At 51.8% G+C, this 26,598-nt stretch carries 25 protein-coding genes; 9 read left to right on the top strand and 16 right to left on the bottom strand.

The features are described 5' to 3' along the window. Window positions 1-10 precede the first annotated feature (10 nt). Window positions 11-1,033, bottom strand: a complete 1,023-nt coding sequence (locus OCU43_RS10250) for a TRAP transporter substrate-binding protein (protein ID WP_091358401.1) — start codon at window positions 1,031-1,033, stop codon at window positions 11-13. 585 nt (window positions 1,034-1,618) lie between these two features. Between OCU43_RS10250 and paaX the strand changes: the two genes are divergently transcribed. Then, on the top strand, window positions 1,619-2,539 hold the full coding sequence (paaX, locus tag OCU43_RS10245) for a phenylacetic acid degradation operon negative regulatory protein PaaX (RefSeq protein WP_091358400.1): 921 nt from the start codon (window positions 1,619-1,621) through the stop codon (window positions 2,537-2,539). A gap of 113 nt (window positions 2,540-2,652) precedes the next feature. Further along, window positions 2,653-3,234, top strand: a complete 582-nt coding sequence (locus OCU43_RS10240; protein WP_091358397.1) for a DUF2889 domain-containing protein — start codon at window positions 2,653-2,655, stop codon at window positions 3,232-3,234. Here the strand turns inward: OCU43_RS10240 and OCU43_RS10235 are convergent. After that, window positions 3,227-4,111 carry a LysR family transcriptional regulator gene (locus OCU43_RS10235; protein ID WP_091358395.1) on the bottom strand — a complete coding sequence of 295 codons (885 nt, stop codon included), beginning with the start codon at window positions 4,109-4,111 and terminating at the stop codon, window positions 3,227-3,229. The genes OCU43_RS10240 and OCU43_RS10235 overlap by 8 nt on opposite strands. Window positions 4,112-4,228: 117 nt before the next feature. Here OCU43_RS10235 and OCU43_RS10230 point away from each other — a divergent pair, with 117 nt between their 5' ends. From OCU43_RS10230 to OCU43_RS10220, 3 genes are read left to right on the top strand one after another with little or no spacing between them, the layout of a single operon-like run. Further along, a complete protein-coding gene (locus tag OCU43_RS10230) occupies window positions 4,229-5,932 on the top strand; it encodes a sigma-54-dependent Fis family transcriptional regulator (RefSeq protein ID WP_091358392.1) in 1,704 nt (567 codons plus the stop codon). Further along, complete coding sequence (locus OCU43_RS10225) at window positions 5,933-6,352, top strand: GlcG/HbpS family heme-binding protein (protein WP_091358389.1); 420 nt, start codon at window positions 5,933-5,935, stop codon at window positions 6,350-6,352. After that, window positions 6,342-7,355: an LLM class flavin-dependent oxidoreductase gene (locus tag OCU43_RS10220; RefSeq protein WP_091358386.1), complete on the top strand. Its 1,014-nt coding sequence runs from the start codon at window positions 6,342-6,344 to the stop codon at window positions 7,353-7,355. Before OCU43_RS10225 ends, OCU43_RS10220 begins: the two co-directional genes overlap by 11 nt. Before the next feature lie 16 nt (window positions 7,356-7,371). Here OCU43_RS10220 and OCU43_RS10215 read toward each other — a convergent pair whose 3' ends face one another. From OCU43_RS10215 to rluC, 4 genes are all read right to left on the bottom strand, one after another. Continuing rightward, a complete protein-coding gene (locus tag OCU43_RS10215; protein ID WP_091358383.1) occupies window positions 7,372-8,319 on the bottom strand; it encodes an RluA family pseudouridine synthase in 948 nt (315 codons plus the stop codon). A 41-nt stretch (window positions 8,320-8,360) separates the two neighbouring features. Then, complete coding sequence (gene cysB, locus OCU43_RS10210) at window positions 8,361-9,335, bottom strand: HTH-type transcriptional regulator CysB (RefSeq protein ID WP_091358381.1); 975 nt, start codon at window positions 9,333-9,335, stop codon at window positions 8,361-8,363. Between the two features lie 147 nt (window positions 9,336-9,482). Further along, on the bottom strand, window positions 9,483-10,589 hold the full coding sequence (locus tag OCU43_RS10205) for a DNA-binding protein (RefSeq protein WP_091358378.1): 1,107 nt from the start codon (window positions 10,587-10,589) through the stop codon (window positions 9,483-9,485). 10 nt (window positions 10,590-10,599) lie between these two features. Then, complete coding sequence (gene rluC, locus OCU43_RS10200) at window positions 10,600-11,580, bottom strand: 23S rRNA pseudouridine(955/2504/2580) synthase RluC (RefSeq protein ID WP_091358375.1); 981 nt, start codon at window positions 11,578-11,580, stop codon at window positions 10,600-10,602. Between the two features lie 499 nt (window positions 11,581-12,079). On the opposite strand from rluC, the gene rne reads away from it, so the two are divergent. Continuing rightward, window positions 12,080-15,184 carry a ribonuclease E gene (gene rne / locus OCU43_RS10195; protein ID WP_338024146.1) on the top strand — a complete coding sequence of 1,035 codons (3,105 nt, stop codon included), beginning with the start codon at window positions 12,080-12,082 and terminating at the stop codon, window positions 15,182-15,184. Between the two features lie 83 nt (window positions 15,185-15,267). Here rne and murB read toward each other — a convergent pair whose 3' ends face one another. From murB to OCU43_RS10155, 8 genes are all read right to left on the bottom strand, one after another. After that, complete coding sequence (murB, locus tag OCU43_RS10190) at window positions 15,268-16,293, bottom strand: UDP-N-acetylmuramate dehydrogenase (RefSeq protein WP_091358371.1); 1,026 nt, start codon at window positions 16,291-16,293, stop codon at window positions 15,268-15,270. Next, on the bottom strand, window positions 16,290-16,778 hold the full coding sequence (locus OCU43_RS10185; protein WP_091358368.1) for a low molecular weight protein-tyrosine-phosphatase: 489 nt from the start codon (window positions 16,776-16,778) through the stop codon (window positions 16,290-16,292). Before OCU43_RS10185 ends, murB begins: the two co-directional genes overlap by 4 nt. A 238-nt stretch (window positions 16,779-17,016) precedes the next feature. Next, window positions 17,017-17,781: a 3-deoxy-manno-octulosonate cytidylyltransferase gene (gene kdsB / locus OCU43_RS10180; protein ID WP_091358365.1), complete on the bottom strand. Its 765-nt coding sequence runs from the start codon at window positions 17,779-17,781 to the stop codon at window positions 17,017-17,019. A gap of 8 nt (window positions 17,782-17,789) precedes the next feature. Further along, entirely contained in the window at window positions 17,790-17,975 is a 186-nt protein-coding gene (locus OCU43_RS10175) for a Trm112 family protein (protein ID WP_091358362.1), read from the bottom strand. Window positions 17,976-18,022: 47 nt separating this feature from the next. Then, window positions 18,023-19,018, bottom strand: coding sequence for a tetraacyldisaccharide 4'-kinase (gene lpxK, locus OCU43_RS10170; protein ID WP_091358359.1), 996 nt, complete (start codon window positions 19,016-19,018; stop codon window positions 18,023-18,025). Between the two features lie 2 nt (window positions 19,019-19,020). Next, window positions 19,021-19,440 (bottom strand): ExbD/TolR family protein, encoded by a 420-nt coding sequence (locus OCU43_RS10165; protein ID WP_091358356.1) that lies wholly within the window; start codon window positions 19,438-19,440, stop codon window positions 19,021-19,023. Between the two features lie 12 nt (window positions 19,441-19,452). Further along, entirely contained in the window at window positions 19,453-20,073 is a 621-nt protein-coding gene (locus tag OCU43_RS10160; protein WP_091358608.1) for a MotA/TolQ/ExbB proton channel family protein, read from the bottom strand. 60 nt (window positions 20,074-20,133) lie between these two features. Next, window positions 20,134-22,413 (bottom strand): DNA internalization-related competence protein ComEC/Rec2, encoded by a 2,280-nt coding sequence (locus tag OCU43_RS10155; protein WP_091358353.1) that lies wholly within the window; start codon window positions 22,411-22,413, stop codon window positions 20,134-20,136. 105 nt (window positions 22,414-22,518) lie between these two features. On the opposite strand from OCU43_RS10155, the gene OCU43_RS10150 reads away from it, so the two are divergent. After that, window positions 22,519-23,106 (top strand): DUF2062 domain-containing protein, encoded by a 588-nt coding sequence (locus OCU43_RS10150; RefSeq protein ID WP_245756570.1) that lies wholly within the window; start codon window positions 22,519-22,521, stop codon window positions 23,104-23,106. Between the two features lie 59 nt (window positions 23,107-23,165). Here OCU43_RS10150 and lolD read toward each other — a convergent pair whose 3' ends face one another. Together lolD and OCU43_RS10140 are read right to left on the bottom strand one after the other, a co-directional pair. Next, window positions 23,166-23,852 (bottom strand): lipoprotein-releasing ABC transporter ATP-binding protein LolD, encoded by a 687-nt coding sequence (gene lolD, locus OCU43_RS10145; RefSeq protein WP_091358347.1) that lies wholly within the window; start codon window positions 23,850-23,852, stop codon window positions 23,166-23,168. Next, window positions 23,845-25,089 carry a lipoprotein-releasing ABC transporter permease subunit gene (locus OCU43_RS10140; RefSeq protein WP_091358344.1) on the bottom strand — a complete coding sequence of 415 codons (1,245 nt, stop codon included), beginning with the start codon at window positions 25,087-25,089 and terminating at the stop codon, window positions 23,845-23,847. The genes lolD and OCU43_RS10140 overlap by 8 nt, the downstream gene beginning before the upstream one ends. Window positions 25,090-25,186: 97 nt before the next feature. Here OCU43_RS10140 and OCU43_RS10135 point away from each other — a divergent pair, with 97 nt between their 5' ends. Next, window positions 25,187-25,759 (top strand): PilZ domain-containing protein, encoded by a 573-nt coding sequence (locus tag OCU43_RS10135; protein ID WP_091358342.1) that lies wholly within the window; start codon window positions 25,187-25,189, stop codon window positions 25,757-25,759. Continuing rightward, the gene (locus OCU43_RS10130) at window positions 25,746-26,594 is read left to right on the top strand and encodes a hypothetical protein (protein ID WP_091358340.1); all 849 of its coding nucleotides are present in this window, start codon (window positions 25,746-25,748) and stop codon (window positions 26,592-26,594) included. Before OCU43_RS10135 ends, OCU43_RS10130 begins: the two co-directional genes overlap by 14 nt. Window positions 26,595-26,598 lie beyond the last annotated feature (4 nt).

Genomic DNA, 26,598 nt, shown 5'->3' with positions numbered 1-26,598 from the left:
AGCAGGCTCCTTACTTGTAGCTGCGGGCGATCTGACGCAGCTCAGCCAACGCGGCTTTAGCGTCGACACCACGGTCAGCTACAGACTCATAGAAGGCCTCATCCATGCCCTTGGTAAGCGCCTTAAACTCTTCAGCCATCGGCTCGCCCTCTTTGACCTGAACCACGTTTACACCGTTTTCCTGCGCGGCTTTAAGTCCTTCAATATCCGCAGCATCCCAGGCACGCCCAGCCATTGCCGACAGTTTTTCACCAGACACGCTGAGAATAGCTTCACGATCCTTAGCATCAAGATCAGCCAGGAAGTCGGGGTTCATAAAGATTCCAAAGCTGCCCAGATACATGCCACCCGGCAGCGCAACAACATTGCGGGCAACTTCATGCAGACGCAGAGATTTCTGCTCGCCCATTGGGATAAACACCCCATCAATAACGCCCTGCTGCATCATCTCGTAGACTTTGGGAGCTGGCGCACCAACCGCCGTCACGCCCATACGCGCACCGATCTCACCCTGAACACCACCGCCAAGACGGATCTTCTTTCCTTCCAGCTCTGACAGAGAAGAGATAGGTTCAGCCAGATGGATCTGACCAGGCCCATGGGTAAACAGACCAATCACCTCAAGACCATCATGCTCATTAGCCTTAGCAAAATATTTCTGATGTACACGCCAATGGGCGACAGATGCCGCTTCTGCACTCGCCCCCAGCAGCGGCTGCTCTACCGCCTGCGTCAGTTTAAAACGCCCCGGCACATAGCCATGATAGCTCCACGAAGCATCTACTACGCCATCTTCTACCAGTTCAAACATGGTTTTTGGATGGCCCAGCCCATACTCAATCTCAACCTTAACACGGCCCTCGGTAGCATCTTCAACCCACTTAGCCCAGGTAGGCCAGACAACAGCATTTTGTGGATGGGTAGGTGGCAACCAGCTGGCTACACGCAGTGTAGTATCAGCCAGAGCAACGGTAGTTAGTGATGTGCCCAGTGCAATCGCGGCCGCACTTTTCAGGAAAGTCATTTTTGTCATTCGGTCTATCTCCTGGCTATCTCTTGAACGTTTAATACGTCAGTTATTGTTATTAAGAGATCATTGGGGTTTTGCCCCTATTTATTATTTATCCTGACTATTCGGGTCAGGGTCTTTCGAATCATAACCAACTAAGTGATACAATTCCATACAACATTAAAAAGATATATGTATCAGTTAAATATTACAGCGCCTCCGTTGCCCTGCTTCGCCTGATCAGCCTTCTTCTGTGAACCTGAACAAGCCGCATTGTGCTCTGTTCGTTTATCCTGTCACTCAGAGAGTCATCTGATCCAGCTTTTAGTTAACATGTTAACTTAATAGTATTTACAGGTAAACACCTATAACCACATTCACCTTTATCTACTCTGCGTCTGCTCTGTTACAGCCAGTTATGCTATCCAGGCATCCCGGCAGCAATAGCCCTGAGTTACATTTACTTATAGACCATATGGATTTAATTACCTCTTACTATGTTGATGAGTTCGTTTTTTGCTCATAAACTCGTTGATTTACTGGTAATATCCGCTATCAGCATTTCCGGTTAGCCTGGATACCCTTTCCGTTCTGATTTATGAGTAGCCCATGAACAAACTCCGTTGTATTGAAGAGTTGGTCGATGACTTTAAGAATCAACGCCCGATCCGGGGCGGTTCTCTGATCATCACTATCTATGGCGATGCCATTTCCCCCCGGGGTGGAACGGTCTGGCTGGGAAGTCTGATCAGGTTGCTGGAGCCACTGGGACTCAACCAGCGACTGGTGAGAACATCGATTTTCCGGCTGACAAAAGATGGTTGGCTGGCTTCCAGCCAGGTTGGCCGGAAAAGTTTTTACAGTTTGACGGACACAGGACGTCGCCGATTTGAAAGTGCATTCAGGCGGATCTACGCTGAGCTTTATCCCGAGTGGGATGGCAAGTGGGATATGATTGTCACCACTCAGCTTGATAATGAGCTGCGTAAAGTTGTCAAAAAAGAGCTTGAATGGCTTGGCTTCGGTAATATCACTCCCAGCGTCATGGCACATCCAATGGCAGACATAACCGAGGTCAGCAGTACGCTGCAGGAACTATGCGTGCTCAACGATGTGATCCATATGAAATCCGAACTGGTAGGCAGCCAGACCTCTATTCCGTTGAAAGAGCTGGTGCATGAGTGCTGGAATCTTGACCAACTGGCTGAAGGTTATCAGGCGTTCCTGGAGCGTTTCCGACCGATTCTCAGAGCCCTGGAGGGGCAGTCCGAACTGGACCCGGAGCAGTGTTTCCAGCTCCGCACCCTGATGATCCATCACTACCGCAGAATCCTGCTGAGAGACCCGCAACTGCCGGAAAAATTACTGCCGGCCGACTGGAGCGGAACTTCCGCCAGAGTGCTGTGCCGCAACATCTACCGGTTGATCTATAAGCGGGCAGAGGAACACCTCTCCTCAACCCAGGAGACCGCCGATGGTCCTCTGCCCGAACCCGCTCCCCGCTTCTACAAACGCTTTGGTGGCTTGTAAGCAACTGCAACAAAAGATTGCAAGCCACAACAGTTTATGGGTTTAATATTTTACCAGGCGCCCCCAGCGAGTGAGCGCCCGATAAACTATTACTATTAGAAAGAACAGATTCTATGCCACTACCTCAACCTGCTGAACGCACAAAAATTCACACCCGCACTGTCACCTGTGAGGGATTTGAACGCACTGACGGACTATGGGATATCGAAGGCCATCTGACCGATATCAAAACCATCCCGATTACGCTGCGCGACCGGAGTCTGAGTCCGGTAAATCCTGGCGAGCCTATTCACGATATGTCAATCAGGCTGACCATCGATCTGGATTTCAATATTCTCGATGCAGTTGCCAGTATGGAGCACACGCCTTTTACAGTCTGCCCGTCAATTGCTGATGCGTACAAACAGCTGATCGGCCTGAGAATAGCGCCCGGATTCACCAAACAGTGCAAAGAGCTGTTTGGTGGCACCAATGGATGCACCCATCTTCTTGAGCTGCTTGGCCCGGTGGCAACTACCGCATTTCAGGCAACCCATCAGGCCAGGGAAGCCAGACATGAGCACGCCAGTGAGGAGCACCGCCCCCATACGCTCAACACCTGCCATACCTTTGACAGCGCCGGTGAGGTGGTTAAGAAATACTGGCCGCAATACTACGAGCCGGACAAGCTGATCAGCAGCAAACAGATCAGTTAAACCGCTTCTCGTTTGCATGGAACATCACAAACTCGATAAACAGCCTTACCTTGCCGGGGATGTATTTGCGCTCTGGATACAGCATATGCACTTCCCGCGGGTGCGGCTGCCAACCCGGCATCAGTTTTTTTAACCGGCCAGCGATCAATGACTTAGTCACAACATAATCCGGCAGGTTAACAATACCCAGCCCATTTTCTGCCGCCCGTGCAGCGATATTCAGCTCATCGACTTTCATCCGCGCATCACCCACAATTTTGACTGTTTCATCCCCTTTACTGAAGTTCCACACCGGGTTTCTTCGGGTTACGATCAGGGTGTGCTGATACAGATCCTGCGGGTGTTGCGGCACTCCCCGTCGACGCAGATAATCCTCGCTGGCACAAACACTGAAGCTTGACTCCATTAACGGTCTTGAAATCCAGTTCTGCATCCGCACGTCCCCAATACGGAACGCGACATCGATCCCCTCCTCTACCAGATCGATATTACGGTTAACCACTATCAGCTCCAGATTGATACGTGGAAAGCGCTCCATAAATTTAAAAAACCACTCCGCCAACAGATCATTGGTGAGGCTGACCGGCGCGGTTACCCTTAGCAACCCGGAAGGCTCTGCCAACTCATCATCAAGCTCTTTAGCGGCGTACTCCAGCTCAGTAAAGAGCGGCTGACAACGGTTATAGAACTTAACACCCGCCTCCGTCAGCACCATTTTTCGTGCACTGCGGTGCATCAGTTTATAACCCAGATCATTTTCCAGCTGCTGAACCTTGCGGCTGACAGTCGATGTGGGGACCGATAACGATTCTGAAGCCGAGAGAAAGCTGCCTCGTTCCACCACTTTAAGAAAGATAAACAGATCCTGATAGTTCATTTGATTACCTTGATCCCATATTTGGGATCATATATTACATTTTTACTACATCTTTTTATATAGGCAATCATATATGATGATTTGATCATAATCATAACAATGCAGAGTGCTTATTTAATGAACATCGCAACCAAACATCTGAATATAAAGCATCCTGATATCAAACAACTGTCCAAACAGGTCAGATTCCAGAACCATGACGGCACCGTCTGGTTTGGCGAACAGCGCATGCTGTTGATGCAGATGGCGTCACTGACCACCTTTCGCAAAGAACAGATCCTCACCGTCGGTCTGGAGCGGGCCAAAGGCTTTTTTATGCGTCTGGGTTACAGCCTGGGACAGAAAGACGCCGAACTGGTTAAACGGCTGGCCGGCGATATTGAGCCCGAGGAGTTGTTCCGCACCGGTTTTCAGCTGGACTCATTAAAAGGCTCCGTGAAAGTTGAAGAGCTAAAGCTGGAGATTGACCCGGCCAATCAGCATTTTTATGCCCTGCTGAACATGCATGATTCTTACGAAGCTGAAATGTTTATCTCCGAGCTGGGCCTGACAGACGGACCCGCCTGCTGGGCGCTGGTGGGTCATACCAGCAGCTTCGCCTCAGAACTGCTGGGACAGGAGATTATCTTTAAAGAGATTCACTGTCGCGGCTGTGGCGATCAGCATTGCCTGTTTGAGGGTAAGCCCGCTGCTGAATGGGAGGACCATCAAACCTACCGCGACTATTTTAAAACAGCCCCCATCATCGAAGAGCTTTACGATCTTCAGAATCAGGTTACCGAGTTACGCCATCAGGTAGATGACACCCCGAGTCTGGGCAACCTGATTGGTAAATCCGGCGCATTTAAGCAGGTGTGTAAACTGGCGAAGAAAGCGGCAACCGGCAAGGTTTCAGTGCTTCTACAGGGCGAAACAGGCGTGGGGAAAGAACTGGTTGCCAAAGGTATCCATGACAGCTCCGGCCGTTCATCCCAGCCCTTTATCGCCGTTAACTGTGCCGCCATCCCCCCGGACCTGATTGAGGCGGAACTGTTTGGCGTCGAGAAAGGTGCATTTACCGGCGCTAACACCAGTCGTGAGGGGCGTTTTGAGCGCGCCCATCTTGGCACCATCTTCCTCGACGAAGTGGTCGAGCTGAGCCCCCGTGCTCAGGCGGCACTGCTGCGGGTATTACAGGAGGGTGAACTGGAACGGGTAGGCGATTCCCAGACCCGTACCGTTGATGTGCGGGTGATTGCAGCAACCAATGAGTCACTGGCGCAAGCCGTTGAAGCCGGCCGGTTCCGGGCAGACCTTTACTACCGGCTGAATGTTTATCCGATCGATATCCCGTCGTTACGCCAGCGGCATGAGGATATCCCGCTGCTGGCGGCGCACTTCCTGCAAAAGTACGAAGCACTCTACGGTAAAAAAACTCTGGGACTCTCTGATCTGGCGACCAAAGCGCTGCTTAACTATGACTGGCCCGGCAACATCCGTGAACTTGAAAACATCATCGAGCGGGGAGTCATACTGGCTGAAGACAGCGAAACTATCGATGCCGACTATCTGTTTCCCAGTATGCGTCAGGACGGCAGCAGCCAGGTGTTATCAAAGTCAGGCACCCTTATCGACTCTGCTCCCGCACCAGAGCATGGAGCCACCAGCTGGACAATGCAGGCACTTGAACAGTGTGGATCGTTAGAAAAAATTGAAGAAGCGCTGGTGCGATTTGCACTATCCGAAGCGGAAAACAATGTTGCAGAAGCCGCCCGTATGCTGGATATCACCCGCCCAACGCTGGCCTACCGCCTAAAAAAACTGAATATAGAGGTTGAATAGATGTTATCTGAACAAAGCCAGCAACTGCTTACGCTGGCGCTTACCACCGCCCGCAACGCCGGCGTAAATGTGAACATTGCCGTTTGCGATCCGGGAGGCAACCTTTGCGCCTTCCTGCGAATGGATGGTTCACCTCTGGGGTCGGTTGATATTGCCCAGAAAAAGGCCCGTAGCGCAGTGCTGTTTGGCGCCCCTACCGAGGCTCTCGGTCAGTTGGTACGGGAGCAGCAGCTGGATAGTTTTGAGCAAACCAACGGTGGCCTGATTCTGTTCGCCGGTGGTGAACCGGTCTTCCAGCAGGGCAAACTGATCGGCGGGATCGGCATCTCTGGTGGCAGTGCCGCTGAGGATAAGATGATCGCACTTTCAGCTATCGATCAGGCGGGCTTCACCCCTGCAGGAGTCACTAATGCCGTTTAAGCTTAGCGTAGTAGATCAGTCCCCAGCTCATAATGGTCAGTCTCAAAGTCAGGGATTGCACTACTCTATCCGTTTGGCGCAGCTGTGTGAGGAGTTGGGCTATCACCGTTTCTGGATTGCAGAACACCATGATACCGCCAGCTACTCCAGCTCCTGCCCTGAAATTCTGATCGCCCATATCGCCCAGAATACTCAGAATATCCGCGTCGGCAGTGGTGGCGTTATGCTATCCCACTACAGCCCCCTCAAAGTGGCGGAAGTGTTTCGCACGCTGGAAGCGCTTAATCCGGGCAGAATCGATCTCGGCGTTGGCCGGGCACCCGGCGGCACTGACCAGACCAGCAGAGCATTAGCCTTTCCTAACCGGCCAAACAGCGCCGAGCTGTATCCTCATCTGCTCAGCGATCTGAGCGGCTTTGTACATGATAATCTGCCCGGGGAACACCCTTTTTACGGCATCAACGCCACCCCGGTGGGTGCTGCAGCCCCTCAACTCTGGACACTGGGCTCCAGCAGCGGCAGTGTCGACCTGGCGGCAGAATTGGGACTGGGGTTTGTACTGGCGCTGTTTATCGGCACCCATGAACGTCCGGCAGAGATCTTTGAACGCTATAAAGCCAGATTCCGGCCCAATGGTAAGGGGCTGGAGCAACCGCAGACTATTCTCTCAGTTGCCTGTCTCTGCGCCGACAGCAAGGAGGAAGCCGCCTACCTGGCGGCCCCGAACATGTACTGGAAAGTGATGGCGTTCCGGCACGGTATCCGTGAGCATATCCGTAGCCCTGAAGAGGCACTCAGTCTTTATAACAAACTGCCGCTATCGGATCAGGCTTATTATCAGGAAACCCTCGATTCGGTGGTCAGCGGTTCAGCCAGACAGTGCCGTGAAGAACTTGAGCGACTGGCCGATCACTACAATGCAGAAGAGCTGATGCTGGTTAACGTCACCCATGACTTTGAAGACCGCTGCAACAGTTACAGGAAACTGATGGCTGCATTTTAATCTGAACGCTGCCCGCTCAGGGTTGAGCGGGCAACGCGACCTTCACCCGGTCACCATCAATATTCAGGGTAAACTCAACCGCCTGAAGCCGGTGATAGCGACTGCCGAGTACCCTGAAATCGGTATCATCAAGCCCCTCCTCTATCCTTTTCAGATAGAAATATCCCCGGTGTCCATAGATTTTATCTCCCAGCACCGGATGACCCAGATAACTCAGCTGAGCCCGAATCTGGTGTTTTCGCCCGGTATACAGGCGGCACTCAATCAGCGCGTTGCCGGCCTCTGAATATAACACCCTGAATGCCGTTTTACTGTGGCGCGGTTTCACAAAGTGTCCGCTATCGCTAGCATCCACCACATAGACCTGACTGCGAATGGCACTACCCGCTCTTTCAGACAGGTCGCACAGCAGCGTTTTTGTCTGCCAGACAGGGATTCCTGCAACCCAGGCGTGGTAGATCTTCCCGGTAATCAACTGATCCAGACGAGGCTTCCAGCGACGATCCGCTGAGGCATGCTTGGCCAACAGGACCACACCCGCCGTTTCGCTATCCAGCCTGTGTAATAGCCGGGCATCATAATAGGGCGTTTGTCGCCTTACCAGCGAGATCAGAGTGTTGTAGAGATTACGGGTGGTCCGGCTCACCGGCAGCAGATGAGGCTTATACACCGCCATCAGTTCACTGTTTTGCCACAGTAAGCGCCAACCGGCATCGACGTCATCTTCACGATGACCCGGCAGACTGACACGCACCATTGCACCACCCAACAGATTAAAATCCGCCGAAACGACCTCATTGTCGACGCATATACAGCCGCTGGCAAAAAGCTCAGGCAGGCGGTCAACATCCGCAGGTGTAAGCCTCAGGCGTAAAAAATCGATCAGAGGAAGGGCTAAGGTCCCGGACTCAGCAACAGCGAGACAGTCTGACAGATTAAAGATCAGAGAGAAGTGTTCCGACACGCGTCACAGACCTGTACAGGTAGACTAAAACAACAGATCGATCAGAGATCCGGCAGTTGTTGATGGGCAAAAACTTCCTCGATCTCAGCCCGGTTACTACAAGCTTGAACCTGCCTGACCACTTCGGGAGTAAGGTGCGGCGCAAACTGCTGGATAAAGTCGTACATATACCCCCGCAGAAATGTCCCTTTACGAAAACCGATCTTGGTGGTGCTGTACTCGAACAGATGGCTGGCATCAAGACAGACGAGATCCTGATCCTGCTGTTCATCAAACGCCATGGTAGCGATAATCCCAACACCCAGCCCCAGACGGACATAGGTTTTGATGACGTCGGAATCAACTGCAGTAAATACCACTTTGGGTTCCAGTCCCTCCCGGCTAAAGGCATCATCCAGCTTGGATCGTCCGGTAAAACCAAACACATAAGTCACAATGGGGTACTGAGCCACATCCTGCAGCGTCAGTCTGGATACCTGAGCCAGAGGGTGATCTTTCGGTACCACAACGGACCGGTTCCAGCGGTAACAGGGCATCATGATCAGATCATTAAAGTGCGACATCGCTTCGGTTGCAATGGCAAAGTCGACTGAGCCATTTGCCGCCATCTCCGCTATCTGCATCGGAGTTCCCTGATGCATATGCAGGGAGACATCGGGATAGTTTTTCATGAAACTGTTGATCGTCACCGGTAGTGCATAACGCGCCTGAGTATGAGTCGTTGCCAGATCAAGACTGCCCATCTTCTCATCACTGAACTCCTGGGCAACCTGCTTGATGCTTTCAACTTTACGCAGAATATCACCGGCTACTTCCAGAATCGCCTCGCCGGCGGGTGTTACCCGGGTAAGGTGTTTTCCGCTACGGGCAAACACCTCCACCCCCAGTTCATCTTCCAGCAGACGAATCTGTTTGCTGATACCCGGCTGAGAGGTATAAAGGCTCTGGGCAGTCGCAGAGACATTCAGATCATGCCTGGCTACTTCCCAGATGTAACGTAACTGCTGCAGCTTCATTTATACCTCCAATAAAGATAAAACTGTATTCTAATAACTATTGATTATAATACACCGTTATCTCTATCAAAAAACCTCTCTTTAGTACGTCAGACATCAGTAGCAATCGCCGTAACCGGTCTTATATCCGTGTGCGGCTAAGCCTGATCAGGTCAGACGACTGCGCAGCTTGCGGATCTCTTCCTCGTAGGTGGTCATCTTTTTTTCCAGCGTCGATAGCCGTGCCGTAGCCCGCATAACCTCTTCGGCCTTATCCTTTAACTGCCCACGCAGCATATTTTCACGCCGGGAGGCGTCGTTTACGGCCAGCAGGTTTTTCTGGTTGACCCGTTTAAGCTCCTCTTTCATCTCATCAACTTTATCTTCAAGGCGCTTACTGCGGTTCTGTTCTGAGAGTAACTGGCTGCTTAACTGGCTTCTTTCCCGCAGGCTCTGGCTGTCTTCTGTTTTATAGCGTTTTAACTCAGTTTCCAGAGACTTAATCTGATTTTTATAGGTCTCCAGTTTGACATCTTTCTTGGCCACAACGGCCTGCAGATTATGAATATCCTTGGTCAGCGCGGACTCTTTACGGCCACATTCATCACGAAACTTTTCCAGTGCACTGCGGTAATAACGGGTGTCTGCTTCCGCTTTGGCAACCTGATCCAGACCATGGCGCTGTTCTTCAATGATGCGCTGATCAAAAGTACGTTTAGAGTCGTCGATTTTTTTCTGCAGCAAGTTAAGCTCCTGCTCAACATTGAGGCGGCGCTGCTCTTCCGCCTTCTGTTCCGAGGTTGCCGTAGTCAGATTAATTTTCAGCACCGATATCTCGGCGTCGAGCACCTCTACCTGATGCTTTTCCTGTAACAGCTGCTGCTGCAGATCACGATAGTTCTGATCCATCTCTGCTTGCTGACTCTGCGCCTTAAACAGCTCCGACTCTGATTGCCGGCGGGCATCTTCGCTGGCCAGCTGCTGATACTGCTTATCAGTGGACAGAGCCGACTGAGCTTCCTGAACCGCCAGTTGCCACATTGACTCAAAGCTATGCACCAGAGATTCCGGAAGTTCGGGCATTCGGGGGGTAGAATCTCCGAACATTCGCATCCGGTCAGGCAGTACCGTCCACCACTGCGACAGCAGCCCTTCCAGTTGTTCTGGCTCGACGCCAAATAGTTTTGCCAATTCAGTTGTAGTCGGCGCCTTGCCATTTTTTAATATGGCATCTGCTGCTTTGTTAAATTCTTCGGTGTTGATCTGTTGACTCATTAATAACGCCTTACCGGGCTGATGATTGCCCGTCAGTTTTCTGCAAATTTTTTAACCCATTTTCCAGCTCATCCCCTAAAGGTGCGTGGAAAATTTTTCTGCCACCGGATGGCAGAGGTACACGTAACTCAGCGGCATGAAGAAACAGGCGACGGATACCATACCCTTTCATCTCCCGATTAACCGGGTCAGTGCCGTACTTATCATCGCCAATGATAGGATGACCTGCAAACTGACAGTGAACACGAATCTGATGTGTCCGCCCGGTAATAGGCCGCGCCTCCACTAAAGTTGCCAGACCGTCAAAGCGTTGTAACACTTTATATTCGGTCAGCGACGCTTTACCCATAGGGTGGGCTTTTACGATCCGCTCACCGGATTTTAGTTCATTTTTTTGCAGTGGCGCATCGACTTTGGTTTTTCTCGCCGACCACTTACCCTCAACCAGGGCGTGGTAGATCTTAGTGATCTTCTTGGCTTGTAGTGCCGCATGTAAAAACCGGAGCGCACTGCGTTTCTTAGCCACCATAATGCAACCAGAGGTATCCCGATCGAGCCGGTGAACCAGTTCAAGGAAACGCGCGTCCGGCCGGATCTGACGAATAGTTTCGATCAACCCAAGACTGATGCCACTGCCTCCATGAACCGCCAGCCCTGACGGTTTATTGATCACTATCAGATCGTCATCTTCAAACAGAATTGAGCTTTCTACCCGCTGCTTTAGCTTATCACTGACGGTTGCCTGCGGTTTCTCTTCGCTAAGCCTGATAGGTGGCACTCTGACCAGATCGCCATCCTGTAAACGATAGTCCGGTTTAATGCGCTTTTTATTAACCCGCACCTCACCTTTACGTAAGATCCTGTAGATCAATGTTTTAGGGGCACCTTTCAAACGGGTGCGCAGGAAATTATCGATCCGCTGCCCGGCTAACTCTGAATCGATTTCAAACCATTGGACTGCGGGGGCTGATACTGCTGTTTCTTCTGACATATTAATGGGATATCGGACCTTTCGATTGATGCTATCTGTTTAAGCTGCTATATTCTAGCGCTGCTGCGGGCAGTTGGCTTTAGCTAATTTGAAATTCCCGGTTATTTTGCAATTTAGTTCTTAGAATCAGGCAAATAATCGGTTTGAATCCCTCGTACAGCATCAATTTAAGAGAATTACTACGTATTTCATCCAGTTGGCAATGCCCTGAATGGCAAAACCAGTTGGAGGTGAAGATGTCAGTTGCCCGGAACCTGCCAATAGACAGACGGCAGCAACAGCCTGATCAGACTCGAAATAAGAGGTCGATATGAGGCAACTGTTTCCTTCACCGTCGATAAGACCTGGTCGCATCGCTATGCAACCCGGCATTAAGTTGAGCAGATAAGTCGTTACGAAGACTTGGTTTTCTGTGTCTGGATAGACTCTACAGGCACCTCTCTGTGTGGCTTGCGGCTGGATGAAGTACGTTAGTGTTATAAGAGAACGCTAACAAACAATGAAAAGAATGCTAATTAACGCGACTCAACAAGAAGAGTTGCGCGTTGCTCTGGTCGATGGCCAGCGCCTTTATGATCTGGATATTGAATCCAGTTCCCGCGAACAGAAAAAAGCCAACATCTACAAAGGCAAAATTACCCGGGTTGAACCCAGCCTCGAAGCTGCTTTTGTCGAATATGGCTCCGAACGCCATGGTTTTCTGCCCCTCAAAGAGATCTCACGCGAATACTTCAAAAAAGGCTCCGATAAAGGCGGTCGTCCGAATATCAAGGATGTAATTGCTGAAGGAACCGAAGTTATTGTTCAGGTTGATAAGGAAGAGCGCGGCAACAAAGGCGCGGCGCTCACAACCTTCATCAGCCTGGCTGGCCGTTATCTGGTATTAATGCCAAACAACCCACGCGCTGGCGGTATCTCCCGTCGTATCGAAGGTGATGACCGCAAACAGCTGAAAGAAGCTCTGGACGGTGTGACCATTCCACCAAAAACCGGAGCGATTGTGCGCACCGCCGGTATTGGCCGCACCTCTGAAGAGCTGCAGTGGGATCTGGATTACCTGATGACCCTCTGGGATGCAATCACCAGTGCAGCTGAAGAGCGTAAAGCGCCCTTCCTGATCTATCAGGAAAGTAATGTTGTCATCCGCGCAATCCGTGACTACCTGCGTCAGGATATCGGTGAAGTACTGATCGATAAGCCGGAAGTGTATCAGGAAGCCCTGAACTTCGTGCAGCAGGTGATGCCTAGTTATCAGAACAAGATCAAACTCTATGATGAGTCGATCCCCCTGTTCAACCGTTTTCAGATTGAGAGCCAGATTGAAACTGCTTTCCAGCGTGAAGTTCATCTGCCCTCCGGTGGTTCTATTGTTATAGACCCCACTGAAGCACTGGTATCCATCGATATCAACTCTGCCCGCGCAACCCGCGGTAGTGATATCGAAGAGACCGCCCTGCAGACCAACCTGGAAGCGGCTGATGAGATCTCCCGCCAGCTGCGCCTGCGGGATATCGGTGGTCTGATCGTGATCGACTTCATCGATATGACACCTATCAAAAACCAGCGGGAAGTTGAGAACCGGATGCGCGACGCGCTGAAAGTAGACCGCGCCCGTGTACAACTGGGCCGCATTTCACGTTTCGGTCTGATGGAGATGTCCCGTCAGAGACTGCGGCCTTCCCTGATTGAGAGTCGTGGCGCCGTTTGCCCACGCTGTAACGGCCAGGGCACTGTACGCGATACTGAATCACTCGCGCTCTCTATCCTGCGTCTGATCGAGGAGGAGTCATCGAAAGACCGCACCGCACAGATTCGTGCGATTCTGCCGGTTTCCGTGGCCACCTTCCTGCTCAACGAGAAACGTCGTGAAGTTCATGAAGTTGAAGTGCGTCACAAAGTTCGGGTTGTGGTTGTCCCCAATCCAAACATGGAAACGCCGCATTATGAAGTGGTTCGCCTGCGCGATGATCACACCGTGATCAACACCAATGATGCCAGCTACACCCTGCAACCGGAACCAGAAGAGGAACCGGAAGTTGAAAGCGCCAGAACTCAACCTATACGCGAGCGCGCTGCTGTCAGCACGGTAGCCCCATCAACACCGGCACCAGCTCAGGTAGCAGCTCCTCAACCGGCTCCAGAAGCTGTTCAGCAAAAGCCTGCTGAAGCCTCCCTGACCAGTCGCATCTTTACCGCGCTGGGTAGCCTCTTTGGCAGTTCAGAAGACGCCAAAGAGAAAGAGCGACTGGCACAGGAAAAAGCCAAACAGGAGCAGGAGCAAGAGGAGCGCAATAAGAAGCAGCGCAGCCGCAAGCGGACCAGCAACCGTCGTGACCGCGATCGTGATCGTAATCGCAATCAACGTCGTGACAGCGATAAGATCATCGATAACCTGTCTGACAGCAGTGACTCGCAGAACACATCTGATCGCGATGAGTCTCGCGAAGAGTCAGGACGTGGACGCTCACGCAACCGTCGCCGCGGCGAACGGGACAAGAAACCGCAGCAGGATAAAACTGAGGAACAGAACACTGCTCAGCAGAGTGAGCCTCAGAAAGGCAGTGACGATAACAAGCCTGCGGAACAGAACGAAGATGGTCGCGCCCGTGGTGAACGCCGTCGTGGACGTCGTCGTCGCGGCGAGCGTAGCGGCAAACGCACCAGCGATTCTAATGCGTCTGAAACTAATGCTTCCGAAAACAGCACACAGCTGAATGAAACGGCAGAGACAACCGCCAAGCCTCAGACTGAAGAGCCAGCAGTGGCTGCTGACACTCAACAAGAGACTATGACGGAAGATGCACCTCGCAAGCGCCGTCAGCGCCGTCGCGGACCTAAAAAAGAGGCTACAGATACTGAGAACAGCACTGACAGCACTCAGACTACGGAAGCGACTGAAACAACCGTTAGCTCTTCTGCTAACTCTGAAGTAGCAGAGCAGGTATCAACAGACGCCACAGAAACTGAAGCGTCCGAAGCTAATATCCAGGTGGAACAGCCACAAGCAGAAGCTTCTGCCCAGCCAGACACTGACACAACTGAAGCCGCAGAGACGACTGCAGTTGTCGAAGCGACAACGGCTACTGAAGCGCCTGAAACGGCTGAGAGTGAGACTGAAGAGCCCGCGGCAACACCTGAGGTTGCAGCAGAAGCTCCGCAGCCTGAGCTCCTGGAACCTGCGCTCTTAGAACCTGAATCGCTGAAGGCGGAAGAAGCTGCACCCGCAGTAGCAGAACCAGAAAAAGCTGAAGAGAGCACCTCTGTTCAGTCTGACGAAGCGACAGAGGAACAGCCCAAGCCTGAAGCCGCAGAACAAGCGGTAGTTGAAACGACCGACACTGATGCTGAAGCGGAAGCAGAGGAAGCACAACAGGCTACAGCTGAAGCCCCCGCGGAGGAAGAGCAACCCAGCCGCCCAGCCGGTCGTCGCGTTCGTAAACGCCCTGACCTGACTGCGCCAACGGTTGCGCCTGACGAAGTCATGACCGCCCGCCCACGCCGCGAAGCGCCACCGACCAAAGCTCCTGAAGAGGCAGCACCTCGTCAGCGCCGTCAGCGTCGGGCACCTAATGACCCGCGTCTACAGGAAAACAGCGATAGCTGAATTCAGTAACGACAAAAAAGCCGGCGATTCGCCGGCTTTTTTATGTTTATGGTTTATAACAGGAAGCAGAGCGACAGCCCCTGTCAGGGATAGCAGCGGGGTTCTATCTCCAGCATCACCCCAAACTGCTTGTATACGTCGGCCTGAATTGCCCCCGCCAGCTCGACGATCTCGGCTCCGGTGGCACTGCCATGATTTACCAGCACCAGCGCCTGCTTCTCATACACACCTGCCCCGCCCTCGCGACGCCCTTTCCAGCCCAACTGATCGATCAGCCAGCCAGCCGCAAGTTTGCAATAGCCAGGCTTATCCGCAAAAACAACCATCTGCGGAAAATCCTTTTGCAACTGTTCAGCCTGTTGCTCAGGGATAACCGGATTTTTAAAGAAACTCCCCGCATTGCCCAGTAACTCTGGCTGTGGCAGTTTACTATTACGCACTTCACAGATCAGGTCACTGAGCTGTATAGGCTCAATCTCAGTCATATTGCGCGCCTCTAACTGCTGAGCGATGCCGCCATAGTGCAGTACAGGATTAAACTCAGAACTCAGAGCAAAGGTCACCGATGTAATAAGATACCGACCGGGAAAACGGCTTTTAAAGATGCTGTCACGATAATCAAACTGGCACTCCGCAGTGGCGAAATAAACCTGCTGACCCGTCTCCAGATCAAATGCCTCAAGACCCACCATCCGATCTTTAATCTCTACCCCATAAGCACCGATATTCTGAACCGGTGCTGCACCCACGGTACCGGGTATAAGCGAGAGATTTTCCAGACCGTACGCTCCCTGCTCCAGACACCAGCGCACAAAACCGTGCCAGTCCTGCCCTCCACCTGCGGTAACCAGCAGCTCACCGTCCTGACCAGGAGTTATCTGCATCCCCTGAATACGGTTAACAACCACAAGTTGATCCAGGTCCGCGGTCAGAACAAGGTTACTGCCACCGCCGATAAACAGTACCGGCATATTGTGCTGCTGAACAAAATCCCGGACATCGCCAAGTTGTTCAGCACTGTCCAGAAGCGCGAAGTAGCGTGCTGAAACGTCAAAACCAAAACTGTTATAGGGCTTTAGAGAGACATTTTCCTGAAACAGAAGACTCATTGTTTCAGCTCTTTGGCGATACGGTCCAACAGAGCCTCTGAGGCCGCTTCTACCAGATCCAGCACCCGATCAAAACCTGCAGGGCCGCCATAATAGGGATCAGGCACCTCACGCAGCTCCAGCTCAGCAAGATCAAGAAACAACCCCAGGTGCCCCTGAAAGCCTGCTGGAGAGATCGATTTAAGCTCTGCAAGATTTTCTTTATCCATCGCCAGGATGTAATCGTAATGATCAAAATCGGCACTGATCGCCTGACGCGCCCGCAGGTCGCTCAGGTCATACCCTCGCTGACGCGCGACAGTAACTGAGCGGTGATCAGGCGGATTGCCTATATGATAGGCTGCCGTACCGGCAGAATCGATCTCAATCAGGTGAGTCATGCCCCGCTGTTCCACCAGCGCACGAAACACCCCATGAGCGGTAGGAGAACGGCAAATATTCCCCAGACATACAAACAGAACCGATCTTTTATCCTGATATTTCAAAGCACTTACTCTCACAATTAACGATGCGCAGACTTAGCTGTCTCAATACTGCTCATTATAAAACAAACTGTTGCAAAATGATTTGGCAGGCAACGGATGAGATAAGTTCACGCTAAGTGTTGAAAAAAAACCAGCCATTAAGGCTGGTTCAGTTGAATAAAGACACCTCAATAAATCAGCCAGCGCGCCAGCTTACTTAGCAAACTGGCTCTGAATCAATAGAGATTATTTTAGCAGATCATTGTTCAAACAGATGACGAATACGCTCCAGATCTTCCGGTGTATCAACGCCTGCCGGAGGTAACTCATCCGCCTCTTCAACATGGATAACGGCGCCGTTCCACATCGCTCTTAACTGCTCCAGGCACTCGGTTTCCTCAATGGGGGCTGGCGCCCACTGGACAAAGTCATTCAGCAGTTTAACCCGGTATGCATAGATACCAATATGGCGTTGAAAATTGACACCTGAAGGCATCACTTCACGCCCAGACTGAGAGGTAAAAGCATCTCTTGGCCAGGGAATCGGTGCCCGGCTAAAGTAGAGCGCCCGTCCCCGGGAATCTGCCACCACTTTAACTACGTTGGGGTTGAGTACAGACCCGATATCATTGATAGGCTCACACAGGGTGGCAATGCTGGCCTCAGTCACGGCACTAAGGTTATGCGCCACCTGATTGATCACCCGGGGTGGGATCAGAGGCTCGTCCCCCTGTACGTTTACCACAATATCATCAGCATAAAACCCCAGCGAATGAACCACTTCCTGTAGCCGGTCTGTGCCGGAAGGATGGTTAGCCGAGGTCATACAGACTTCGGCACCGAAGCCGCTGGCAGCATCCGCTATACGCTGATCATCGGTGGCGATAATGACCCGCTGAGCCTCGCTCAGAATGGCCCGTTCATAGACATGCTGAACCATCGGCTTACCGGCAATCTCCGCCAGCGGCTTACCGGGAAAACGGGATGAACCAAAACGTGCAGGGATAACAACGGAAAAAGGCATATCGTAACCTACTTCGCCAAACGTTCGTCTGCGGTCAGGGTGCGAGCTTCGGTCTCCAGCATCACCGGAATATCATCACGGATCGGGTATGCCAGACCGGAGCTGCGGCAGATCAGTTCATTGGTCTCTTTGTTCCACTCAACCGGTGCTTTAGATACCGGACAAACCAGGATATCAAGCAGTTTCTTATCCATCGTTAGTGCCTCTGTGTGAAGTGCTGTAATAATTGTTACGTCGCGGGTCAGCGGCTGAGCAGTCGTTCGAGAGAGACTGAAAAGCCCTCCCCCAGCGCTGCATCAACCTGCAGATACCAGCTATTTTCAAGTGCTATATGATCGCACTTTACTGCGTCTTTTTCAGTCATTATCAACGGCAGCTGCTGTTCAAAGGATAGATCACTCTGACTAAAATGATGGTGATCAGGAAAACTGTGCAGCTCGGGCGTAAACCCTAAGGCTTTCAATGTATGACTAAAACGTTCAGGATTACCAATTGCGGCTACCGCATTAACCTGTCGACAACCACTCCATTGGTCCGCAGAGACAGCAGTATCGGATGATAATGACACCAAATGCCCCGGTTGCAGCGTCATACTAAACGCTTTAGCTGCCTGGGAGGTATCCAGCAGTGTCTCCGCTGAGCCACCGTTTACCACGATCAGATCAACATCATTCAACCGTTCTACCGGCTCTCTGAGCGGACCTTCAGGCAGGCAGCGCCGGTTACCAAAGCCCCGCACACCATCGATCACTGCTATTTCCAGAGTTCGGTTCAGTGCGTAATGCTGCAAACCATCATCACTGATGATCAGATCGCACCCGGTCTGCTCCAGCAACAGCTTTGCAGCAGCAACCCGGTCAGGCGAGATGACCAGCGGAACGTGGGTTCGACGGACGATCATCAGGGGCTCATCACCCGCTTCAGCAGCGGTTGAATCTGATGTTACAAAATAGGGGTTCGTCGGCGGTGTGGCACGGTATCCACGGCTGATAACACCGGGTTTATAGCCCTGCTGGCGCAGATACTCGACCAGCCAGATCACCAGTGGCGACTTACCGGTTCCACCGACCGAGATATTACCAACGACAATCACCGGTACCGGCGCGGTCCAGCTGGGTTTCAAACCATCCCGATAGCGCTGTCGTCGCCGGGTTGCGATACCACGGAATAGCAACTCCAGCGGGCGCAGAAGGCATAGCCAGCGACTGCTTCTGTACCAGGCCTGCTCCAGCCCCATGTTTACTGCTCGGCCGGTTGCTGGGTCGTAATACTCAGCGCGGCGAACCCTAGCTTACCGGCAACATCCATAACGGTAACCACCGACTGGTGCGGTGTTTTGGCATCAGCGGAGATAATAAAGGGCAGCTTACGATTGTCGCCGGCTTGATCGATAATCGCCCGGCGCAAGGTGTCCGGCTGACTGTTCAGCAGGCTCTGACCATTCACCGTATAGCCACCATCAACACTGATCAGTACCTCAAGGGATTCTGCCTGGGTCTCAGAGGCCTCACCATCGGCCTCCGGCAGACTGATCTGCAGATGCGACTCGTTCGTGAACGTGGTGGATACCATAAAGAAGATCAGTAACAGGAAAACCACATCGATCAATGGCGTCAGGTTAACGGAAACCTCTTCTTTCGGCTTACGTCTGAATTTCAATCGACTCATCAGTTACTCGAAATCTACTTCACGCTCACCGTGAACTACTTCAACCAGTTTCTGACACTCCTGCTCCATCTCAATCAGCAGAGTCTCAACACGACGTTGAAAATAACGGTGAAATACCAGTGTCGGAATCGCTACAGATAAACCCGCAGCGGTTGTAATCAATGCTTCAGAGATGCCTCCGGCGAGCACATTTGCATTGCCGGTCCCCTGCAGCATGATCTCAGCAAACACTTTGATCATACCGATAACGGTCCCTAACAGCCCTAACAGAGGTGAGATAGCAGCGATAGTGCCCAGCGAGTTCAGAAATCGCTCCATCTGGTGCATAACGTGATAAGCCGCTTCCTGAATACTCTCCCGCATGATCTCGCGACCATGATTGGAGTTATTAAGACCAGCGACCATAATCTGCCCTAACGAGCTTTCATTACGGATCATCTGCAGGCGCTCAGGGGTCATTTCACCGCTGCGTACCCGCATCCAGACTTCAGATAACAGATTATCTGGCGCTACCCGCTTCTTCTGCAGCACCCAAAAACGCTCCAGACAGATCGCCAGAGACAATATAGAACAGGCGATAATTGGCACCATCAGCCAACCACCGGATTGAATCAACTCAAACACCAGAACTCCTCCTTCAAACCGGCCCATACTCTAGCATAGAGTCTCACGCCAGAGTAGTGATTAACCCGCTGACCAGTAACGCTTTTTCTGATCTCGATAGGATTCGGTCAGGCAATGGTCTGCGCTACCCTGAATAATCACTGCGCCGCTGTCCGAGGTATTCAGCCAGTTCAGCTTAAGCAGCTGTAATCGATCAATAATCTCTCTGGCAGGATGCCCATATGGGTTGTCAAAACCAGAACTGAACAGTACCCAGTCCGGTCTTAAACCGTTTAACCACTCGGCAGAACTGGAAAAACGGCTGCCATGATGAGCGGCAACCAGCCAGTTAACATGTAAACCGGGATGCGTATTCATGATCTGCTGCTCGACACTGCTCTCGATATCTCCAGGAATCAGAATCGAACAGTTTTCTGACTGTACCAGTAGCACACAGGAGCGGTTATTTTCATTGGTCTGCTTCAGACCGGCAGGCTGAATATAGCTGAAGCGAACACCATCCCACTCCCAGCTATCACCAGGTACGCAAGGTTGCGCGGGTAGACGGCGTCGAATCGCCGGACTACCTGAATCCAGAGCCTTAACTGTGAATGTTTCTGCCAGATCAGCATAGCCACCCGCATGATCATTGTCTTTATGGCTGATAATCAGCCGGTCAAGCTGACTGATATTGCGACTTTCCAGCATCGGTATCAGAGTGAAACGGGCAGTACTGCGACCACGATACGCGGCACCTGTATCAAACAGTACAGCTTTGCTACTGGTCTCAATCAGTACGGCAAGCCCCTGACCAACGTCCGCTACTGTTGCCCGAAAGTCGCCCTGATCAACCGGTTGTTCAGGTGGAAAAATCAGCACAGTCAGCATGAGCAGCGCAAAAAAACCAACGCCCATCCAGCGGGGCAGATTCAGCAATATCGCCGCCAACCCGCCCAGCAGTACCGGCAAAAGAGCTGGACGACTGAACAACATCGCCTGTCCATCAGAGGGAGCGCAGACCTGTAACAATAACCAAAACTGGTTCAACAGCCCATTCAACAGCGCGCTCCCCAGCTCAGCATTAACCAGGCAGAGCAGCACGCCCAGTACGACGCCGGGAATCAGAATAAAGGTGAGTAACGGAATCGCCACGATATTGATCAGCGGTGCGATCAGAGCAACCTGACCAAGCCAGAACAACAGCAGCGGGAACAAGCCCAAAAACACTGACCATTGTGTAGCAACAACAGCTTTAAGCCGATAACTCACTGGATTTGTTGTAGTCGACAACAGCAACGCCCCGACTGCGGCAAACGATAACCAGAAACCAGGCTGATAGAAGCTCAGGGGTTGCAGCAACAAAACAATCACCAGTGCCAACTGGAATCGCGTCCAGATTCCCAGATGGCGGTTAAACAGCCCGGGCAACAACATAGACAACGCCATGATAAGCGCCCTCTGAGTGGGAATACTAAACCCCGCCAGCAGCGCATAGCTGGATGCCAGCAGTAACGCAGGCACAATACGGTAAGCACGAATATCAGCCTGCCCCGGCAAAACACGCCCGGCCAGCCACTGAACCAAACTGCCTAACCAATACCCGATCAGGCAGGCAATTGCGATATGCAGACCACTGATAACCACCAGATGGACTGTTCCGGTTTGTCGCAGAACGCGCCACTGGTCATCCTTCAGTCCCTGCTTGTCCCCCAGCAATAACGCCCTGATGGTTGCTTCACTTCTGTCCGTCAGTGATAACTGGCTTAGCCACTCTGCAATCCGATATCTCAGGTAGGCGATCTGCTGAGCCCCGCTCTCCCCGGGTCCGCGAATCAGTCTGGCAGACAGCAGATAACCCCGGGCATTAATCTGTTCAGCAAACAGGCGGGTTTCATAATCACTGCTACCGGGATTCATCAGCCCTCGTGGCGGTTTCAGCCGGACCTTAAACAGCCACTGCTGACCCGGGACAATTTCCCCCTCAGGGTGATACCAGCTCAGTTGCAGATGCTTCAGATCAGCCCCAGGCAGTGAGGGAGAGTAGTGGTCTACGTCAAAGCTGAAGCGGATCATAGCGGGCCGGTTTTGCGGCAAACCTGTAACCGTTCCGCTGACCGAGAACTCCTGTGCCGGCATATCCATCGGCATGCGCTGACTCAGATTGAGATAACCCCAGCCAGTGGCATAAATAACCCCGAATAACAAACCTGCTATCTGGATTCGCACCCCAGAGGATAAAAAGCCCCGGCAAGACAGTAGTAAACATAGCAGTAGCAATGTCAGCAGAAGAGTCAGAGTTGGAAATGAGATCAGCCGAGGCAGCCAGGCCACCAGCAAAACACCCAAAGCGATACCAATCATCCATGATTACCGGTTGGCTTACAGTTTGTAAGGGGGCATAATGAGCCCCTCCCATCAGCTAACTATAGTTTCTTCCTGATGCCGCGCAAACTTATCAGAAAATTTATGCCAGATGAGCGTAAACTCAAGTCCAACCGCTACCTGAGCTGGCTTGGAAGTCATATACATGACCCAAATCTGTGGCACCTGACCCGTAAGTCCGTCAGCAGGGCATTTTTCGTAGGCTTATTCTGTGCATTTATACCGCTGCCATCACAGATGCTTATTGCTGCAGTCGCGGCTCTGTTCGTACGCAGCAATCTGCCAATTTCAGTGGGCCTGGTCTGGCTGACCAATCCGATCACTATCCCCCCCATGTTTTATTTCGCTTACTGGATCGGCACCCTGATTCTAGGTGTAGACCCGGTTGCTATAGATTTTGAGTTAACGATGGAGTGGATTAAGGCTGAACTGGAACATATCTGGCTACCTCTGCTGGTCGGCTCACTGGTGTGTGGTATTGTCAGCGGAACTCTGGGTTATCTGCTGATGCAGCGATTCTGGGTCTGGCATGTCAATAAAAGCTGGCGCAACCGAAAAAGCCGCAAGTTTATACTGCGTAAACTCATACGGGATAAAGAATCGCAAGATAGCGATGAGGCCACTCCTGGCAAGCAGTCAGACAAAACTGCTCAGAGCAAAAAGCCGGAATAGATTCCGGCTTTAATCGTGAAACGTAACGTTCAGCGTACAGATAGTTCGGTCTGACCCTCTTAACTGTTCAGTTGCTGTAGTAAACCATCTTTCAGCTCAACAACCCGTCCCTGTTTTTCAGCGAGCTGTGGATCATGGGTCACCACCACAAACGAAATACCAAACTCGTTGTTCAGTTTATCCATGAGCGCCTGCACCTCCTGAGCGGTATGACGATCAAGATTACCGGTAGGCTCATCCATCAGCACGCAGGCAGGGTTAGTGACCAGCGCCCGGGCAATGGCCACCCGCTGACGTTCACCACCACTCAGCATCGACGGTTTATGTTCAAGACGATGAGAAAGCCCCACCGAGTGCAGAATTGCAGTCGCCTGTTCGCGCACGTTGCTGATCGCTTCCCCTCTGATAAGCAAGGGCATCGCTACATTCTCAAGCGCGCTGAATTCTGCTAACAGATGGTGGAACTGATAAACAAACCCAAGTGAGCGGTTGCGCAGCTGTGCCCGCTCCTGTTCACTGATCTCAAACAAAGACTGGTCGTCAACGCGAACATCCCCGGAACTGGGCAGATCAAGTCCCCCCAGCATATTCAGCAGGGTACTCTTCCCGGAACCGGAGCTGCCGACTATCGCCAGGGTCTCTCCCCGCTTTACCTGAAGCTCTATCCCCCGCAAAACCTCTACTGCGATATCTCCATCACCGTAACGCTTTTTCAGATCGATACACTGCAGAACCAGATCACTCATAACGCAACGCCTCCGCCGGTTGTGTCCGGGACGCCCGCCAGGCCGGGTAGATGGTTGCCAGGAAACTGATTCCCAGGGCCACAGAGATAATCACCACGACATCACCCAGCTGTAGTTGTGAGGGCAGATAGCTAATGAAATAAACATCCGCACTGAGAAACTGAATCCCAAAAGTATGTTCAATCCAGGCGATAATATCGGTAATGGTCAGCGCCAGCAGGATACCCAGAACCGATCCCAGCAGCGTTCCCATCACTCCGATGACAGTGCCCTGCACCATAAAGATCCGCATGATTCGACCCGGTGTTGCCCCCAGTGTCCTGAGGATAGCGATATCCCCTTTTTTGTCAGTTACCACCATCACCAGCGTCGAAACAATATTGAATGCCGCCACAAACACGATCAGAAATAGCAGCAGCCCGATCATCTTCTTTTCCAGCTGGATCGCCTGAAACAGATTACCGTGCGTACGGGTCCAGTCACTGGCCCGATAAAACTCGCCCAGGTCAGCAATAATCTGCCGGATTCTGGCGGGTGCCTGAAACAGGTTGTCAAACTCCAGACGGATACCATCAACACCTCGGTCCATCCGTTTAAGTCGTGCTGCATCTTCGATATTGATATAGGCAAGACTGGCATCCAGCTCGGCCCCGACTTCAAACACTCCGACAACGGTAAAACGCTTCAGACGCGGAATAATCCCGGCAACACTAATGGAAGCTTCGGGAAGCACCAGCGTTACCTTATCGCCCACAGAAACGCCCATGGAACGGGCCAGTAATGCACCCAGAACAATACCGTAACTTCTCGGCTTCAATGCATCCAGGCTGCCAGCTTTGATGTTTTCATCCAGAATGGAGATCTTTTTTTCCAGTTCAGGCTCTATACCATTGATCAGTACGCCACGAACGACACCCCGGTTTGTCAGCATCCCCTGCGCCTGAATGTAGGGTGCAGTGCCTACGACGCCAGCCTTCTGGTTAACCTTAGCAGCGACTGCCTGCCAGTTTTCCAGCGGCTGACCATAGTCAGAGATGGTGCCATGGGGCACCATGCCAAGAATACGTTCTTTCAGTTCACGGTCGAAGCCGTTCATCACCGAAAGCACAACAATCAGCGCAGCAACTCCCAGCATCAGTCCCAGCATTGAGACCAGCGAGATAAATGAAATAAAGTTGTTGTTCCGTTTGGCTGAGGTATACCGCAACCCAACGTACAGAGAGAATGGTCTAAACATGGCCGGGATTAAATCACAGACTGATAAAATTCTCTAACAAAATCAGAATAATATTCGTTATACTCAGGAAAAGTGACCAATTCACGAGGGCTGTATTTTGAACCAGGAACGTCGCCAGTATTTCCGCATCAACGGCAAAGTAGCGGTAGACTATAAAGTCATCACGGAAGATGAGATGCAACACGGCCGTCTGCCGACGCAGTTTCAGGTTTCCCCCTTCTTTTTGTTACTGACTCAGCTTCAGGAGTTTAGCCAGGACAACAGTTATCAGCTGCGCAAAATCGCTCAGAAAGACCCTCTGGTTGCGACCTATCTCGAAAACATGAACAACAAGATTGATGCCATCGCTCATGCCATCGCTAAAAGTGATGTGGAATTTGAAAATCTGACGACTCAGGAGATCAACCTGAGTGAAGGCGGCATGAGTTTTTACAGTAAAGAGCCGATCCCTCTTAAAAGCTATCTCGCTCTCAAAGTCGTATTTGAAGAAACCTACTCAGGCTTACTGCTGTATGGACAGGTTCTCTATAGTGGCGAAAAAAATGAACAGGGCCAATACAAAATTGGTATCGAATTCAGCGATATGCCCGAAAGCAGCCGGATGATTGTTGCCCGCTATATTCTCACCAGCCAGACCCGCGAACGACAGCAGAACGATGAGCAGTACTGATACGGTTGAACTGCTTGAAAGTCTCAACCAGCTTAATCAGGCTCTGCTATGTTTCTCTGAGCAACTACTAAACAGTAAACTGCCCTTCTGGTTACCGGGCGAAACAGCCCGCAGCCTGCCACAAGCGGCCAGCCTCTATACAGATATCTGGTATCGCGACGGACAGGACGGCCGTACCACACTCACTCAGCACGGCATGATCGGTGCCAATCCTGATCTGATTCAGGCGACTCTCAGACTTAATTCCGCGAAAGCTGATTTTCAATCCCTCGCAACCCGTTATCAACTGAGCCAGTCCGCCGATACCCTGCAACTGCTTCACCGACGCAGTGAAACGCTCGCCGCGATGTTGCATCGCCATGGTGCATCAAGACTTCATCTCAAGCAGTGTTATCGTCAGATACCGCTGTTTGAAACCTGCCCCAGCCGCATCGGTTTCAGCTGGTACAGCAGCGGCCGCAGCATTCGCAAACTCACCCCCAGAGAAGCTGAAGAAAAACTGCTAAAACTGGACACCAGTCAACCCCATATTCAGATGCAGTTACAGGCTGTCGGTCAGCTACGGCCCGGCGATATGCTGGCACAGGTTCAAAACCAGGTACCGGTTATGCGGGCCAATCCGGTCTGGAAACACAAAGACAGCACCCTGCGTAAAGCGCTGAATACATCATTGCCGATTATTATCGCCCTTAACAGTGATAACCCCACCCTCCCCGCGTATAATGAGCCACCGCTTACACCGCCTGAAACGCGCAGTCGGGTGGAACGCAGTGATCTGAAAATAGATCCTCAGCCCTTTCTGCCAAGCATCAGAGTACACCGTTACCTTGGATAACCAA

Source organism: Amphritea atlantica (genome assembly GCF_024347255.1).
Taxonomy (GTDB): Bacteria; Pseudomonadota; Gammaproteobacteria; order Pseudomonadales; family Balneatricaceae; genus Amphritea; species Amphritea atlantica.
This window is presented reverse-complemented; position numbering and strand designations above follow the sequence as displayed.

What these genes read in the sequence shown, in the direction of transcription:
- OCU43_RS10250 (WP_091358401.1), bottom strand. Translation starts at nt 1,033, where the DNA reads ATGACAAAAATGACTTTCCTGAAAAGTGCGGCCGCGATTGCACTGGGC.
- paaX (WP_091358400.1), top strand. Translation starts at nt 1,619, where the DNA reads ATGAACAAACTCCGTTGTATTGAAGAGTTGGTCGATGACTTTAAGAAT.
- OCU43_RS10240 (WP_091358397.1), top strand. Translation starts at nt 2,653, where the DNA reads ATGCCACTACCTCAACCTGCTGAACGCACAAAAATTCACACCCGCACT.
- OCU43_RS10235 (WP_091358395.1), bottom strand. Translation starts at nt 4,111, where the DNA reads ATGAACTATCAGGATCTGTTTATCTTTCTTAAAGTGGTGGAACGAGGC.
- OCU43_RS10230 (WP_091358392.1), top strand. Translation starts at nt 4,229, where the DNA reads ATGAACATCGCAACCAAACATCTGAATATAAAGCATCCTGATATCAAA.
- OCU43_RS10225 (WP_091358389.1), top strand. Translation starts at nt 5,933, where the DNA reads ATGTTATCTGAACAAAGCCAGCAACTGCTTACGCTGGCGCTTACCACC.
- OCU43_RS10220 (WP_091358386.1), top strand. Translation starts at nt 6,342, where the DNA reads ATGCCGTTTAAGCTTAGCGTAGTAGATCAGTCCCCAGCTCATAATGGT.
- cysB (WP_091358381.1), bottom strand. Translation starts at nt 9,335, where the DNA reads ATGAAGCTGCAGCAGTTACGTTACATCTGGGAAGTAGCCAGGCATGAT.
- OCU43_RS10205 (WP_091358378.1), bottom strand. Translation starts at nt 10,589, where the DNA reads ATGAGTCAACAGATCAACACCGAAGAATTTAACAAAGCAGCAGATGCC.
- rluC (WP_091358375.1), bottom strand. Translation starts at nt 11,580, where the DNA reads ATGTCAGAAGAAACAGCAGTATCAGCCCCCGCAGTCCAATGGTTTGAA.
- rne (WP_338024146.1), top strand. Translation starts at nt 12,080, where the DNA reads ATGAAAAGAATGCTAATTAACGCGACTCAACAAGAAGAGTTGCGCGTT.
- murB (WP_091358371.1), bottom strand. Translation starts at nt 16,293, where the DNA reads ATGAGTCTTCTGTTTCAGGAAAATGTCTCTCTAAAGCCCTATAACAGT.
- kdsB (WP_091358365.1), bottom strand. Translation starts at nt 17,781, where the DNA reads ATGCCTTTTTCCGTTGTTATCCCTGCACGTTTTGGTTCATCCCGTTTT.
- OCU43_RS10175 (WP_091358362.1), bottom strand. Translation starts at nt 17,975, where the DNA reads ATGGATAAGAAACTGCTTGATATCCTGGTTTGTCCGGTATCTAAAGCA.
- lpxK (WP_091358359.1), bottom strand. Translation starts at nt 19,018, where the DNA reads ATGGGGCTGGAGCAGGCCTGGTACAGAAGCAGTCGCTGGCTATGCCTT.
- OCU43_RS10155 (WP_091358353.1), bottom strand. Translation starts at nt 22,413, where the DNA reads ATGATTGGTATCGCTTTGGGTGTTTTGCTGGTGGCCTGGCTGCCTCGG.
- OCU43_RS10150 (WP_245756570.1), top strand. Translation starts at nt 22,519, where the DNA reads ATGCCAGATGAGCGTAAACTCAAGTCCAACCGCTACCTGAGCTGGCTT.
- lolD (WP_091358347.1), bottom strand. Translation starts at nt 23,852, where the DNA reads ATGAGTGATCTGGTTCTGCAGTGTATCGATCTGAAAAAGCGTTACGGT.
- OCU43_RS10140 (WP_091358344.1), bottom strand. Translation starts at nt 25,089, where the DNA reads ATGTTTAGACCATTCTCTCTGTACGTTGGGTTGCGGTATACCTCAGCC.
- OCU43_RS10130 (WP_091358340.1), top strand. Translation starts at nt 25,746, where the DNA reads ATGAGCAGTACTGATACGGTTGAACTGCTTGAAAGTCTCAACCAGCTT.